This window comes from Burkholderia sp. BKH01, assembly GCF_025685725.1.
GTDB classification, from domain to species: Bacteria; Pseudomonadota; Gammaproteobacteria; order Burkholderiales; family Burkholderiaceae; genus Burkholderia; species Burkholderia pyrrocinia_C.
This window is the reverse complement of sequence record NZ_JAOTQT010000002.1, coordinates 225,569-238,422: the sequence shown is the minus strand read 5'-3', so window position 1 is coordinate 238,422 and position 12,854 is coordinate 225,569. Positions and strand designations below refer to the sequence as shown.

14 protein-coding genes are annotated in these 12,854 nt (G+C 67.9%); 1 reads left to right on the top strand and 13 read right to left on the bottom strand.

The window, feature by feature from the left end:
• Window positions 1–254 precede the first annotated feature (254 nt).
• The 3 genes from lipA to OEJ37_RS04040 all read right to left on the bottom strand — a co-directional run bounded on the left by lipA (window position 255) and on the right by OEJ37_RS04040 (window position 2,396).
• Complete coding sequence (gene lipA, locus OEJ37_RS04050; RefSeq protein WP_174421279.1) at window positions 255–1,247, bottom strand: lipoyl synthase; 993 nt, start codon at window positions 1,245–1,247, stop codon at window positions 255–257.
• Window positions 1,240–1,986 (bottom strand): lipoyl(octanoyl) transferase LipB, encoded by a 747-nt coding sequence (lipB, locus tag OEJ37_RS04045; RefSeq protein WP_174421278.1) that lies wholly within the window; start codon window positions 1,984–1,986, stop codon window positions 1,240–1,242. The genes lipA and lipB overlap by 8 nt, the downstream gene beginning before the upstream one ends.
• Before the next feature lie 83 nt (window positions 1,987–2,069).
• A complete protein-coding gene (locus OEJ37_RS04040) occupies window positions 2,070–2,396 on the bottom strand; it encodes a DUF2917 domain-containing protein (protein WP_174421277.1) in 327 nt (108 codons plus the stop codon).
• Window positions 2,397–2,498: 102 nt separating this feature from the next.
• Between OEJ37_RS04040 and OEJ37_RS04035 the strand changes: the two genes are divergently transcribed.
• Entirely contained in the window at window positions 2,499–3,464 is a 966-nt protein-coding gene (locus tag OEJ37_RS04035; RefSeq protein ID WP_175919454.1) for a transcriptional regulator GcvA, read from the top strand.
• Here the strand turns inward: OEJ37_RS04035 and OEJ37_RS04030 are convergent.
• From OEJ37_RS04030 to OEJ37_RS03985, 10 genes are all read right to left on the bottom strand, one after another.
• A complete protein-coding gene (locus tag OEJ37_RS04030; protein ID WP_011546305.1) occupies window positions 3,461–3,769 on the bottom strand; it encodes a YbeD family protein in 309 nt (102 codons plus the stop codon). The two genes, OEJ37_RS04035 and OEJ37_RS04030, sit on opposite strands and share 4 nt — an antisense overlap.
• Window positions 3,769–4,695 (bottom strand): D-amino acid aminotransferase, encoded by a 927-nt coding sequence (locus OEJ37_RS04025; RefSeq protein WP_175919455.1) that lies wholly within the window; start codon window positions 4,693–4,695, stop codon window positions 3,769–3,771. Before OEJ37_RS04025 ends, OEJ37_RS04030 begins: the two co-directional genes overlap by 1 nt.
• Before the next feature lie 48 nt (window positions 4,696–4,743).
• On the bottom strand, window positions 4,744–6,060 hold the full coding sequence (locus tag OEJ37_RS04020; protein ID WP_175919456.1) for a D-alanyl-D-alanine carboxypeptidase family protein: 1,317 nt from the start codon (window positions 6,058–6,060) through the stop codon (window positions 4,744–4,746).
• A 642-nt stretch (window positions 6,061–6,702) separates the two neighbouring features.
• On the bottom strand, window positions 6,703–7,347 hold the full coding sequence (locus tag OEJ37_RS04015) for an alpha/beta hydrolase (RefSeq protein WP_047899129.1): 645 nt from the start codon (window positions 7,345–7,347) through the stop codon (window positions 6,703–6,705).
• Window positions 7,348–7,360: 13 nt separating this feature from the next.
• Window positions 7,361–7,678 carry a (2Fe-2S) ferredoxin domain-containing protein gene (locus tag OEJ37_RS04010; protein ID WP_011694422.1) on the bottom strand — a complete coding sequence of 106 codons (318 nt, stop codon included), beginning with the start codon at window positions 7,676–7,678 and terminating at the stop codon, window positions 7,361–7,363.
• A gap of 150 nt (window positions 7,679–7,828) precedes the next feature.
• Complete coding sequence (locus OEJ37_RS04005) at window positions 7,829–8,980, bottom strand: VanZ family protein (RefSeq protein WP_263343269.1); 1,152 nt, start codon at window positions 8,978–8,980, stop codon at window positions 7,829–7,831.
• Between the two features lie 19 nt (window positions 8,981–8,999).
• Window positions 9,000–9,623 carry an ABC-type transport auxiliary lipoprotein family protein gene (locus OEJ37_RS04000; RefSeq protein ID WP_174421272.1) on the bottom strand — a complete coding sequence of 208 codons (624 nt, stop codon included), beginning with the start codon at window positions 9,621–9,623 and terminating at the stop codon, window positions 9,000–9,002.
• An 88-nt stretch (window positions 9,624–9,711) separates the two neighbouring features.
• Complete coding sequence (locus OEJ37_RS03995) at window positions 9,712–10,641, bottom strand: MlaD family protein (protein ID WP_174421271.1); 930 nt, start codon at window positions 10,639–10,641, stop codon at window positions 9,712–9,714.
• A gap of 27 nt (window positions 10,642–10,668) precedes the next feature.
• Window positions 10,669–11,613, bottom strand: a complete 945-nt coding sequence (locus tag OEJ37_RS03990; protein ID WP_263343266.1) for an ABC transporter ATP-binding protein — start codon at window positions 11,611–11,613, stop codon at window positions 10,669–10,671.
• Entirely contained in the window at window positions 11,610–12,734 is a 1,125-nt protein-coding gene (locus tag OEJ37_RS03985; RefSeq protein WP_174421269.1) for an MlaE family ABC transporter permease, read from the bottom strand. Before OEJ37_RS03985 ends, OEJ37_RS03990 begins: the two co-directional genes overlap by 4 nt.
• Window positions 12,735–12,854 lie beyond the last annotated feature (120 nt).

Here is a 12,854-nt window from a genome sequence, read left to right as displayed (position 1 = left end):
CGGCTCTCCTTCGGAATGCGGGCATTGCTGCGGGAGAGCCGACTATAGGAGCTTTGCGCGCGGCGGGAGCGAACTTATCCTGCGAAGCTATCGATGCCGTTTCAGCTTTGCTTTCCACGCTGAACCGGATCGTGCGTCCGGTCGGATGGCGATTGTCGTGCGAATGCAGGGATCGCAGCCGCACCAGCAAAAAAGCCCGCATCGCTGCGGGCTTTTTCGACTGCGTGAAGGCTGCGGTAACGCTGACGCGGCGCTCAGACCACCCCGGCGCCATGCGCCTGCAGATCGGCGTGATAGCTCGAACGCACCATCGCGCCGACGGCTGCGTGCGTGAAGCCCATCTTGTACGCCTCTTCCTCGTACATCTTGAACGTATCCGGATGCACGTACGCACGCACCGGCAGGTGGTGCTCGGACGGCTGCAGGTACTGGCCGATCGTCAGCATGTCGACGTCGTGCGCGCGCAGGTCGCGCATCACCTGCAGGATTTCCTCTTCCGTCTCGCCGAGGCCGACCATCAGGCCCGACTTCGTCGCGACGTCCGGATGCAGCGCCTTGAAGTCCTTCAAGAGCTTCAGCGAGTGCGCGTAGTCCGAACCCGGGCGCGCTTCCTTGTACAGGCGCGGCACCGTTTCGAGGTTGTGGTTCATCACGTCGGGCGGCGCGGCGTTCAGGATCGAGATCGCGCGGTCGAGACGGCCGCGGAAGTCCGGCGTCAGGATCTCGATGCGCGTTTCCGGCGACTGCTCGCGCACTTCGCGGATGCACTCGACGAAGTGGGCGGCGCCGCCGTCGCGCAGGTCGTCGCGGTCGACGCTCGTGATCACCACGTACTTGAGCTTCAGCGCGGCGATCGTGCGCGCGAGGTTCTTCGGCTCATCGGTGTCGAGCGGATCGGGGCGGCCGTGGCCGACGTCGCAGAACGGGCAGCGGCGCGTGCACTTGTCGCCCATGATCATGAACGTCGCGGTGCCCTTGCCGAAGCATTCGCCGATGTTCGGGCAGCTCGCTTCCTCGCACACGGTGTGCAGGTTGTGCTCGCGCAGGATCGTCTTGATCTCGTTGAAACGCGAGCTGCCGGTGGCTGCCTTCACGCGGATCCACTCGGGCTTCTTCAGCTTCTCGATCGGAATGACCTTGATCGGGATGCGCGCCGTCTTCGCCTGCGCCTTCTGCTTGGCGGTCGGATCGTAGGCAGGGGTCGCGGCCGAATCGGCCGGTGCGGGAGAAGCGGTAACGTCAGTCATTCGATTGTTCCAGTGCCTGCGGCTTGTCGGCGGCCGCGGATGCGCCGTCGAGGTTGGCGATCAGACGGCGCACCAGCGTGTGGGCGACGTCGTTCCAGTCGGCGGCAACCTCGAGGCTCGCCATGTCGACAGTTTCCAGTCCGGCATAGCCGCACGGGTTGATCGCAAGAAACGGGCGCAGATCCATCTTCACGTTCAGGCTCAGCCCGTGATAGCTGCAGCCGTTGCGGATCTTCAGGCCGAGGGCCGCGATTTTCGCGCCTTCGTGCATGCCGGATGCCACGTAGATCCCCGGCGCGCCCGCCTTGCGGACCGAAGCGAGATTATACGCCGCGAGGGTTTCGATCACGGCCTCCTCGATCTTCGTCACGAGCGTGCGCACCATCAGCTTGCGCCGGCGCAAGTCCAGCAGCAGGTAGGCGACGATCTGGCCGGGGCCGTGATAAGTGATTTGCCCGCCGCGGTCGACCTTCACGAGCGGCACGCCGCTGTCGGCCACCAGCAGGTGGGCCGGGTCGCCCGCCTGGCCGAGCGTGTAGACGGGCGGATGCTCGACCACCCAGATCTCGTCGCCGGTGTCGGCCGTGCGCGTGTCGGTGAACGCGCGCATCGCGTCGAAGCTCGTCTCGTAGGCCTCGACGCCCCGCCAGCGCACGGTGACCGGGTGAACCGGCGATTCGGCGGGCGATGCGGAAACGGCGACAGGCGTGGACACGATGGAAACCGGCGAAACGGACATGGGCGGTAGTTTACCGAAAACCCATGGGTCTCGCCGGCCCGGGAAAGGGACGGATGGTCAGTATCCGTCGGAGGAAATGCCGATCAAACAGTGCGCCATCCGTCATGGAACAGCGCGGTCAAGCGTTCGCGCAGCCGTGCCAGCCCGCCAAGCGCGACTTCCCTGGTCGGCCGCGACACCGAGAATGCGACGCACGCGCCCTCCCGGCCTTCCGCGCTGAGCCACAGCCGCTCGCCGCGGCGCAGCTTCAGCGTCTCGCCATCGACCAGGAAGTAGTCGTCGACGTCGTTGCTGCGCGTGGCCCAGATCGGCCCGCACTGGACAATCAGCCGCGTGCTGCGTTGCACCTTCATCGGCACGGTTTCGCCCGCGGGGATTTCGAACGTGATGCTTGAAGAAATTTCTTGCATGATCGACTCCGCCAATAAATGCTTCGATGGCTACAATCGTAGTCACTTGAAGGCGTCCGACCAAACGACCAATTTTCACGTCGATGTGAGGAAAATTAGCAAATGGACCTCCGCCAGCTGCCTGCGCTGAACGCAATTCGCGCGTTCGAAGCCGCCGCCCGTCACGAGAATTTCTCGCGCGCCGCCGACGAGCTGTACGTCACGCACGGCGCGGTCAGCCACCAGGTGCGCGCGCTCGAGGAGGAGCTCGGCGTGCAGCTTTTCACGCGCAACGGCAAGCGGCTGTGCCTGACCGACGCCGGCATGCGCTACGCGCAGCAGATCCGCACCGCGCTGATGGTCATCGCCGACGCGACGCGCGACGTACGCGCGAGCGACCGCGACCGGCGGCTCGTGGTGTCGATGCTGTCGTCATTCGCCGCGCGCTTCATCACGCCGCGCATCGGCACGTTCATCGAGCGCCATCCGGAAATCGACGTCGAACTGCAGTCGACCAACTCGCTCACCGATTTCGCGCGCGACGATGTCGATCTCGCGATCCGCTTCGGCTTCGGCAGCTATCCGGGGCTGCATGTCGAGCCGCTGTTCGAGGAAGTGTTTTTTCCGGCGTGCGCGCCGACGCTGAACGGCGGCAAGCTGCCGCAGACTCCGGCCGATCTCGTGCACTACAACCTGCTGCGCTCGGACGACGAGCTGTGGCGGCCATGGTTCGACGCGGCCGGGCTCGATACGCTGACCGAGCCGAAGCGGGGGATTCTGTACCAGGATTCGTCGAACCTGTTGCTGGCCGCGATCGACGGCCAGGGCATCGCGCTCGTGCGGCGCTCGCTCGCGGTGCACGATCTGCTGGACGGGCGCATCGTGCGCCTGTTCGACATCGACGGGCCGAGCCCGTGGCACTATTTTTTCGTGTGTCCGCCGCCGCTGCTGAACACGCCGCGCGTGCAGGCGTTCAGGACCTGGCTGCTCGACGAAGTCGCCGAATACAAGCGGCTGTGCGACGAACTAGACGCGCGGCGCGCGGCGGGGAAGACCCCCGCCGAGTTCGCGCAGGAAGGAGGCGCTTAGAGTACGACCTTGACCATCGGATGGCCGGTCAGTGCGCGGTAGATGTTGTCGAGCTGTTCCTGGCTCGTCGCGCGCACGGTGATCGTGAGGCCCGTGTAATTGCCGCCGCTCGACGCGCGCTCCTCGATCTTCTCGACATCGATCTCGTTGTCGTGAACGGCGACGACCTTGAAGATCGTGTCCTTGAACTCGGGGTGCGCCTTGCCCATGATCTTGATCGGGAAATCGCACGGGAACTCCAGCAGCGACTCCTTCCGGGTCTCGATCGCGCCGGTGACCTCGACGGTTTTGGTCGGTTCGCTCATCATTTTCTCCGGGTTAGGTCAAACTGTTCAAACTCGCGTGCCTTCGCACGCTGGTACGCGTCATACAGCGCCACAAATACGGGGCCCGGCTTGCCGCCCTGCACGGGCAGATCGTCGAGCGACGTGACGGGCAGCACTTCCTTCGTGGCCGACGTGATCATGATTTCGTCGGCCGCGCGCAACTCCACTTCGCTGATCTCGCGCGCGACGAACGGGATCTTGCATTCGTCGGCCAGCTGCTCGACCAGCGCGTAGCGGATCCCCTCGAGGATCTTGTTGCTGCGCGGCGGCGCGATCAGCTCGCCGTTCTTCACGATCCACACGTTCGACGACGAGCCTTCGGTCAGGTAGCCGTCGCGCAACTGCAGCGTCTCGAACGCGTCACGTTCGGCCGCATGCTGCGCCATCAGCACGTTGCCGAGCAGCGAGATCGACTTGATGTCGCAATGCAGCCAGCGACGATCCTCGGCCGTCACGCAACGCACGCCCTTCGCGCGCTCTTCTTCCGACGGCAGGCGCAGCGGGCTCGTCATCGCGAACACCGTCGGCACCGCGTTCGCCGGGAACGCATGGCCACGCTTCGCGACGCCGCGCGTCACCTGCAGGTAGACGAGCGCGTTGCCGTCGCCGAGGCCTTCGGCATTCGCCGCGACGACGCGCTCGATCAACGCGCGCCAGCCGGCGGCATCGTGCGGGTTGTCGATGCCGATCTTCTTCAGGCTGCGCGCGAGCCGCTCCAGATGCTGCTCGATCCGGAACGGCACGTGCGCGCCGTCGTGCGCATAAACGGGGACGACTTCATACACGCCGTCGCCGAAGATGAACCCGCGGTCGAGCACCGGCACACGGGCTTCGGACAGCGGCACCAGCTCCTCCTGCGACGACACGCTGAGGTAGACGATCGGTTCGAATTCGGCTTGGCTCATGGTGATGACAGATGGGGATGAAGTCGTGAAAACAAAGGCCCGTCGTGCTTACTTCTTCTTGCTGAACATCAGCAGGATCGAGTCCCAGATACGCCCGAAGATACCGGCTTCCGGCACGGCCTGCAGCGCGACGACCGGGAATTCGGACAGTGTCTTGCCGTCGGCGACGATCTTCACGGTGCCGACCTGCTGGCCTTCCGCGAGCGGCGCGATCAGCGGCGCGTTGACGTCGACTTCCGTCTTGACCTTGTCGCCGAGGCCGCGCGGCACGGTCGCCCACTGGTCGCCCTTCACGCCGACCTGCACGGTGTTCGCCTTGCCCTTGTAGATGCGCGGCGTCGAGATCGCCTGGCCGCCCTTGAACAGGCGCACCGAATCGAACGCGCTATAGCCGTAGTTCAGCATCTTCATGCTGTCCTGCGTGCGTTCGCCTTCCTTCTGCTCGCCCATCATCACCGACACCAGGCGGCGCTGGCCGTCGACACCCGGAATCGCGCGCTTCGCCGACGCGATCAGGCAGTAGCCGGCCGCCTGCGTATGGCCCGTCTTCAGGCCGTCGACCGTCGGGTCGAGCCACAGCAGACGGTTGCGGTTGCCCTGGCGGATGTTGTTGTACTTGAATTCCTTCTCCGAGAAGATGCTGTAGTACTGCGGAAAATCGCGGATCAGGTGCGCGGACAGCTTCGCGAGGTCGCCGGCCGTCGTGTAGTGGTTCGGGTCGGGCATGCCGTTCACGTCGGCGAAGTGCGTGCCCTTCATGCCGAGGCGCTGCGCCTCGTCGTTCATCAGCGTGACGAACTGCCCTTCGCTGCCGCCGACGAGTTCGGCCAGCGCGATCGCGGCGTCGTTGCCCGACTGGATGATCATCCCGTACACGAGGTCGTGCACGGACACCGGCTTGTTCGCCTCGATGAACATGCGCGACTCGTCACGGCCGACGCGGCGCACCGCTTCGCTCGGCGTGACGATCTGCTCCATCGAGATCTTCTTCTTGTCGAGCGCCTCGAACACCAGGTAGGCCGTCATCAGCTTCGTCAGCGATGCGGGCTCGACACGCTCGTCCGCATTGCCCGATGCGAGCACCGTGTTGCTCGTCGCGTCGACGAGCACCCACGAACGCGCATTCACGCCCGGCGGCGGCACCGCGCCCGGCATGTAGACCGCGGGCGCGCCGGTGAACTGCTCGGCAGCGGCGGCCGGCGCCGCATGCGCGGCCTTGGCCTTGGCGGCCGGCTTCGCCTCGGCGACGACGATCGTCGACGCGAGCGCGACGGGCAGCATCACGCCGAGCGCGACGTTGCGCGCGGCGGTGCCGAAGGCGATGGAGGAAGCGAGGGACTTGAGGCCTTGGGGAGACAGACGCATGATCGATTCAGGCTGATGGCAGAAAGTGCGGTGCGAAACGCGCAGGGTTGAACGGCAAGGCGGTAGGCGTTTCGGGCACTCGCCCGACATCGTCGGGCGACGCGAAACGCGCCGGTTGGACTCGTGCGGACGCGTTCGGTTCGCGGCCGTCGCGAGCGGGCGGACAGGCGGCGAAACGAGCGCCGCATGGGCCCAGCCGGGCCGCGGGCGACGCGAAATGCGGCCATTATACGTGGCCGCGAACGGCGTTTTCGGGAACCGGGTGTAGCGTCCAGTGCCAGGCGGTGCTGATGCGCCGGCGGATTCGTGCTCATGGCAACGCGCAAACCGCAGCGATGCGCAGCGGCATCGCGAGGATTTGCAACGCCGCCATGGACGCGAAGGCGCAGTACACCGGTGCCGATTGGCGCCGAACACCGCACGATTGCAGGACGGCAGCACACAGGCGTCAGGAGGATAGCGCGGACACGCTGCGGGAAATCGCTCGAAGCCGCGCGAAAGGCGCGCGCAGGCGGGGCGCAAGTCGGGTTGCGCCTCGCGGTGCGGCGCGATGTCGCGCGGGTGGATCGTGCATTCGGCGGGTGCCGGATGCCGGGTACGCGACGCGAGCCGCCGGCCGTTATGCCGGCGCCCGCGCGCCGGCTAGCGCCACGCGTCGACGATGATGCGCTTCAGCACATGCAGCTTGCGGTGGAGGAAATGCTCGGCACCGGGGATCACGACGACCGGCAGCTCCTGCGGCCGCGCCCAGTCGTACACCGACGCGATCGGCACCGTGTCGTCGGTTTCGCCGTGGATCACGAGCGTGTTCTCCGGCACGTCGGCCACCTGCCAGCGGCTTGCGGCCGTGCCGACGAACACCATCCGCTCGATCGACTCGCCCGCGTCGCGCAGCCGCTTCGCGACGTGCGACAGCACGAAGGTGCCGAACGAGAAGCCCGCGAGCACGAGCGGCAGGTCCGCATACGCGGGCTGCGCGCGCATGTGCGCGAGCACCGCGAGCAGGTCGTCGGCCTCGCCGGTGCCGTTGTCGTGCACGCCTTCGGTCGCGCCGACGCCGCGGAAGTTCGACCGGTAGACGACGTAGTCGAGCTGCACGAGCGTACGCGCCAGGGTCTGCGCGACCTTGTTGTCCATCGTGCCGCCGAACAGCGGATGCGGATGCGCGACGAGCGCGATGCCGCGCGGCGCGGCACCGCCTTCGCGCACGGCGTCGGGCAGGTCGACCGCGATTTCGATCTGTCCGACCGGGCCTGCGATCAGCGATTTCTGCGTATGAACGTTCATTCGGCCGGCCCGTTCAGATCTTGAGTCGATCGACGACCTTGCCGTCGCGCAGGTGCGATTCGACGATCTCGTCGATGTCGGCCTGGTCGACGTACGTGTACCACGTGCCTTCCGGATACACGACCATCACGGGCCCTTCCTCGCAGCGGTCGAGGCAGCCGGCCTTGTTGATGCGAACCTTGCCGGGCCCCGCGAGGCCGAGTTCCTTCACGCGCTTTTTCGCGTATTCCTGCATGGTCTGCGCGTCGCATTGCGCGCAGCTCGGACGCTCGGCGCCCGGTTCGCGCTGGTTCAGGCAGAAAAAGACGTGGTGCTGGTAGTAGGAATCCATGGTGGTGACGAGCGGCCCGGCGCGGTGCCGGGCGGAAAGAGGGGCGATAGCCGTTGCGCGGTGCAACGGATGATGGTCCGGACGATTATAGCGACCGGCGCGCGCCGCTGCCCGCGATGCGGCCGGAACCGCCCCGCCCGGACTGCACCGTCAGCGGCGCACCGCGGCCGGCAGCCACGCGTGCTCGACGCGCTGGCCGAGCCAGATCAGCGCCGCGTAGGGCCAGATCCATGCGAGCCAGCGCGCAATGCTGTTGAAGTGCAGGTAGCGGCCCTGCCGCCAGCCCGACAGCGTGAAATCGAAGAACGGATTGACCGGCAGCAGGTTGACGAGCGCCACACCCGCCAGCAACGCAAGCGCCGCGAGCGTCGCGCGCCAGGTGGCCGGCACGCGCAGCGCGACGAGCGCGGCCGCGAAACCGAGCTCGATGCCGAGCCGCGCGCCGGGCGTCGCCCACACGACGACGAGGCCGGTGGCCGACTGCATGAACGTCGCGGCCGCCTTCAGCACAAGCGTCGCGACGACGAGCGCGATCAGCAGCCGGATACGCGGCGCGCGCGGCCGCATCGCGAGCGACGCGATCGCCAGCGCGGCGAACAGCATCAGCCCGCCGAGCGCGGCCTCCCACGCGGAATCGGACAGCCAGCCGTCGACGCGCTCGGGCCATTCGCTCACATGCCACGCGGCCGGCAGCCACGCGAGCAGCGTGTTCTGCATCGACGCGTCGGCGCGCTCCCACAGCGCGGCCGGCCAGTCGCCGATGCCGAACAGGAACGGCGACGGAAACAGGATCGCGAACGGCCACAGCACGGCAAGCAGCAGCGGCGTCGCGCCATCGGCCTCGAACCACGCGAAGCGCAGCCGGCGCAGCGCGCCGCGGTCGAGCAGCGCACCGGTGGCCGGCGCGACGAGCGCCGCGCCCAGCAGCGCGCCGAGTGCGTTGGCCGCGAGATCGAGATTCGACGCGACGCGCGTCGGCAGGTAGGTCTGCAGCGCCTCCATCGAGCCCGACAGCAGCACGCCGAGCGCGCCCGCGATCAGCGTCGCGGCGACCCCGCGCCAGCGCGGGTGCAGCGCGAGCACACCGAGTGCGCCGAACGGCAAATAGCCGAGCACGTTCGTGACCACGTCGAACGCGGTCACGTAGCGCTGCATCGGCGCGAACAGGTAGTCGAACGGCCCGATGCCGAGCGACACCCAGCCTTCGAACGGATACAGCGACGCGTAGACGATGAGCGCCGCGTAGGCGGCAAAGGCCTGCCGCGCGAGCGGCGATGTGCGATGCGTGCCGGTCGCGTTCATCGCGGCTGCGCGGCGTGCGTCACGGCGTGCCCGCGTATGCCTGCATGCCGACCCATGCGGCGATCTGCGACACGAGTTCGTCGCTCGCCGTCGCGAGCGCGCGCGCGCCGCCGGCCGCGTCGGGCGTGCTCGACGGCGCGCGCGCGACGAACGTACGCTGGCCGAGCACCTTGCCGTCGAGCGTCAGCGTCGCGCGCGCAGTGACGGCGCCGTGGCTTTGCGACTGCCCGTCGAACACCTGCTCGAATTCGTTCAGGTCGACCTTGAGGGTCGGCGCGCGCACGCCGTCGGTCCCTTCGAGCACCGCGCCGCGCGACGACAGCGCGCCGCGCAGCCGCTGCGTGAGCAGTTGCGCGGGCGGCGCGGTCCAGCGGCTGTCGCGATAGACGGCCACGTGCTGCGCATCCGCGTACGCGAGGCGGTACGCGAACTTGTCCGAATCGAGCGCGTCGGGCGCGGCGATATCGAGCACCTTCAGCGCAGGGCCCGAACCGGCCGTCACAACCGACGCGGCCGGCCCGAGGTCGTAGCGGACATTCGACAGCGCCGCGCTGTTGCCGGCGCAGCCGGCCGCAAGCGCGAGCGTCAGCACGGCAAACGCAGCCGCGGCCGGACGCAGCGCGCGGTCAAGGATTCGTGGCATGGCGTGTTCCTGCATGATGTTTCCGGTTTCGATGGACGTCACTGCCCGGCCGTTTCCGGCCAGGCGATCGATGGGTCTCCGGCCTGCTTCACTTCCCGGCCGTCGCAGCGGGCCAGGCGAAGCCCGCTTCGCCGGGCCCCGGCGCAGCGCCGGGCGAACCGAACAACAGACTGCGCGGGTTGCGGCCGAGTTCACCGGCGACGTCCTTCAATTGCCGCGACGCGTCGCCGACGCTGCCGGCCAACGCATTGAAGCGCGGCAGCGTGTCGTACTGCACGCGCGCGTTGAGATCGTTCAGCGCGACGCCGACCTGCTCGGCGGCCGTGCCGGCCTTGTTCAGGTTCGACACGAGCGGCCCGTTCGGCTGCAGCAGCGTGTTCGCCGACGCCATCGTGCGGTTCACCTGGTGCATCGTCTCCGGCAGCGCGGCGACGGCCGGGGCGAGTTGCTTCGACAGTACCGTCGCGCCATCGGCCGCGTGCTGCAGGCTTTCGGCCGTCGCGCGCAACTGCTCGCGCATCTCGGGCGACATCAGCGCGTTCGCACTTTTCGCGGCCAGTTCGAGCTGCCGCAGCAGCACGTCGCCGCGCTCCTGAATCTGGTCGAACAGGCTCGGCCGCATCGGGATCTGCGCAATCGCCTTCGGCGACGACGGCAGCGGCGCCAGGTCGCGGCCCGTATCCTCGAGCTGCACGAACGCGATGCCCGTCACGCCCTGGAAGCCGAGGCTGCCGTAGGTCGATTGCGTGATCGGCGCGTCGTGGTCGACGAGAATCCGGATCCGAATCTGGCCAGGGTGCGTGCGGTCGAAGCCGATCGACTGCACCTTGCCGACGTCGAGGCCGCGAAAGCGCACGGCCGCGTCCGGGAACAGCCCCGTCACGTTGGTGCGCGCAAGCAGGTCGTACGGCACGCGCACGGTGCGGTCGACGTTGAACCAGAACACGGTGCCCGCGATCGCGAGCGTCAGCGCGATCGTGAACAGGCCGGCCCAGAACGCATGTGATTTGTTTTCCATTCGACGGTTCCTTGCTTCTTGCCTTGCCTACAGCTCGACGCTCGACAGCGCCGGTTCGAGGGCCGCCTTCGGCAGCTTCGCGCGCCGCTCGGGCGGCAGTGCCTGCAATGCGCGGCGCCCGCGCAGCCCCAGGAAATATTCGTGGATGAACGGATGGTCGACGTTCGCGGCCTCCTCGACCGGTGCGGCGACCAGCACCTTGCGGTCGGCCAACACCGCGACGCGCGTCGACAGCGCGACCATCGTGTCGAGATCGTGCGTGATCATCACGACGGTCAGCCCGAGCGTGCGGTGCAGCGTCGCGATCAGCTCGACGAATTCGTCCGATGCCTGCGGATCGAGGCCGGCCGTCGGCTCGTCGAGGAACAGCAGCTCGGGCTCGAGCGCGATCGCGCGCGCGATGCCGACCCGCTTCACCATCCCGCCCGACAGCGCGGCCGGCATCTTCGACGCGTGCTTGCACGGCAGCCCGACCATCTCGAGCTTCAGCATCACGATGTCGTGCAGCAGGTCCGGCGGCACGCGGCCGAGTTCGCGCAGCGGCTGCGCGACGTTGTCGAACACCGTCATCGACGAGAACAGCGCGCCCTGCTGGAACAACATCCCCGAGCGCGTACGCATCATCCGCGCGCTCGCGTCGTCGATCGTCGCCGTATCTTCGCCGAACACCTTGATCGTGCCCGACGTCGGCCGCTCGAGGCCGAGGATCTGGCGCACGAGCGTCGTCTTGCCGGAGCCCGAGCCGCCGACGATCGCCACGATCTCGCCGCGCCGCACGTCGAAGTCGAGCTTCTGGTGAACGATGTTGCGCCCGTAGCGCTTGGTCAGGTTGCGCACCTCGATCACGAGGTCGCCGGCATCCGCCGCCGCGGCGGGCGGCGTGCCGGCCGAGGCGACGCCGACTGCCGCGGTGTGGGCCGGCGCGGCACCGGCCGCCGCGGCATCGGCCGGCGATTCGTTCGATGCGTTCATCCGAGCCCCACGTTCTGGAACAGGATCGCGAACACCGCGTCGGCGAGGATCACGACCGTGATCGACGACACGACCGACGTGGTCGTCCCTTCGCCGAGGCTCTGCGAGTTCGCCTTGATCCGGAAGCCGAAATGGCAGGCGACCAGCGCGATCAGCATGCCGAACACGACGCCCTTGCCGACGCCGATGTACAGGTTCGCGATCGGCACGACGCCCGGCAGCGAGCGCACGAAATAGTTGACGTCGATCCCGAGCACCAGCTTCGCGGCGAGCGCGCCACCCGTCAGCGCGATGATGTTGGTCCACATCACGAGCAACGGCATCGCGACGCCGAGCGCGAGCACGCGCGGCAGGACCAGCCGCAGCCCGTGCGGGATGCCCATCACGCGCATCGCGTCGAGTTCCTCGGTCACGCGCATCACGCCGATCTGCGCGGTGATCGCCGAACCCGAGCGGCCCGCGACGAGGATCGCCGACAGCACGGGGCCGAGCTCGCGGATCACCGACAACCCGAGGATGTTCACGATGTAGCGGTTCGCGCCGAACATCTGCAGCTGCTGCGCGGACAGGTAGCTGAGCACGATGCCGATCAGGAACGCGACGAGCGCGGTGATCGGCAGCGCCTGCGCGCCGGCGCTGTAGATGTTCGCCGAGGTTTCCTTCCACGGCATGGTCTGCGGGCGGCGCAGCACCGACAGCGCATCGAGGATCACGAGGCCGAACATCGCGATGCCACCCTGCAGGTGTTCGCCGAACGTGAAGATTGCCTGGCCGAGCCGCGTGACGGGATCGACGCGCACGATGCGCTCGGGCGCTTCGCGCCCGCTGTCGAGCCGCTCGATGCGCTCGAAGATCGTGCGCTGCGTGGCGCTCAGCGCGACGCCGGCCGGCAGCTTGCGGCCCCACACGCGCCACAGCGCCTGGCCGCCGACGTGGTCGAGCCGCTCGATGCCGGACAGATCCCATTCGCTCACGCGCCCGGACGCGATGCTCGCGACGCGGCGCGCAACCGCGCCGCGATTGCGCGCAAGCGCGATCGCGGTCCACTGGCCGGTCAGGCGCACCGTCTGGCCCTGGCCGCCGGCGTCGACCGACAGGCCGGGAGGAGTCTCGAAGTCCAAGGGCAGGTTGTTTGCAAAAGGATGACAGCGGTCATTGTAGCGAACCGCCCGGCGCCGCGACGTGAGGATTTCCGTGGGGCGCCCAGCCGGGCGCGCATAGCTGGGCGCGCCCGGCTGGGC

Bases quoted from the DNA above. Each gene is read 5' to 3' on its own strand.
- OEJ37_RS04025 (WP_175919455.1), bottom strand. From the start codon at position 4,695: ATGAGCCAAGCCGAATTCGAACCGATCGTCTACCTCAGCGTGTCGTCG.
- OEJ37_RS04030 (WP_011546305.1), bottom strand. From the start codon at position 3,769: ATGAGCGAACCGACCAAAACCGTCGAGGTCACCGGCGCGATCGAGACC.
- OEJ37_RS03995 (WP_174421271.1), bottom strand. From the start codon at position 10,641: ATGGAAAACAAATCACATGCGTTCTGGGCCGGCCTGTTCACGATCGCG.
- OEJ37_RS04005 (WP_263343269.1), bottom strand. From the start codon at position 8,980: ATGAACGCGACCGGCACGCATCGCACATCGCCGCTCGCGCGGCAGGCC.
- OEJ37_RS04015 (WP_047899129.1), bottom strand. From the start codon at position 7,347: ATGAACGTTCATACGCAGAAATCGCTGATCGCAGGCCCGGTCGGACAG.
- OEJ37_RS04020 (WP_175919456.1), bottom strand. From the start codon at position 6,060: ATGCGTCTGTCTCCCCAAGGCCTCAAGTCCCTCGCTTCCTCCATCGCC.
- OEJ37_RS04035 (WP_175919454.1), top strand. From the start codon at position 2,499: ATGGACCTCCGCCAGCTGCCTGCGCTGAACGCAATTCGCGCGTTCGAA.
- OEJ37_RS04000 (WP_174421272.1), bottom strand. From the start codon at position 9,623: ATGCCACGAATCCTTGACCGCGCGCTGCGTCCGGCCGCGGCTGCGTTT.
- OEJ37_RS04040 (WP_174421277.1), bottom strand. From the start codon at position 2,396: ATGCAAGAAATTTCTTCAAGCATCACGTTCGAAATCCCCGCGGGCGAA.
- OEJ37_RS04010 (WP_011694422.1), bottom strand. From the start codon at position 7,678: ATGGATTCCTACTACCAGCACCACGTCTTTTTCTGCCTGAACCAGCGC.
- OEJ37_RS03990 (WP_263343266.1), bottom strand. From the start codon at position 11,613: ATGAACGCATCGAACGAATCGCCGGCCGATGCCGCGGCGGCCGGTGCC.
- lipA (WP_174421279.1), bottom strand. From the start codon at position 1,247: ATGACTGACGTTACCGCTTCTCCCGCACCGGCCGATTCGGCCGCGACC.
- lipB (WP_174421278.1), bottom strand. From the start codon at position 1,986: ATGTCCGTTTCGCCGGTTTCCATCGTGTCCACGCCTGTCGCCGTTTCC.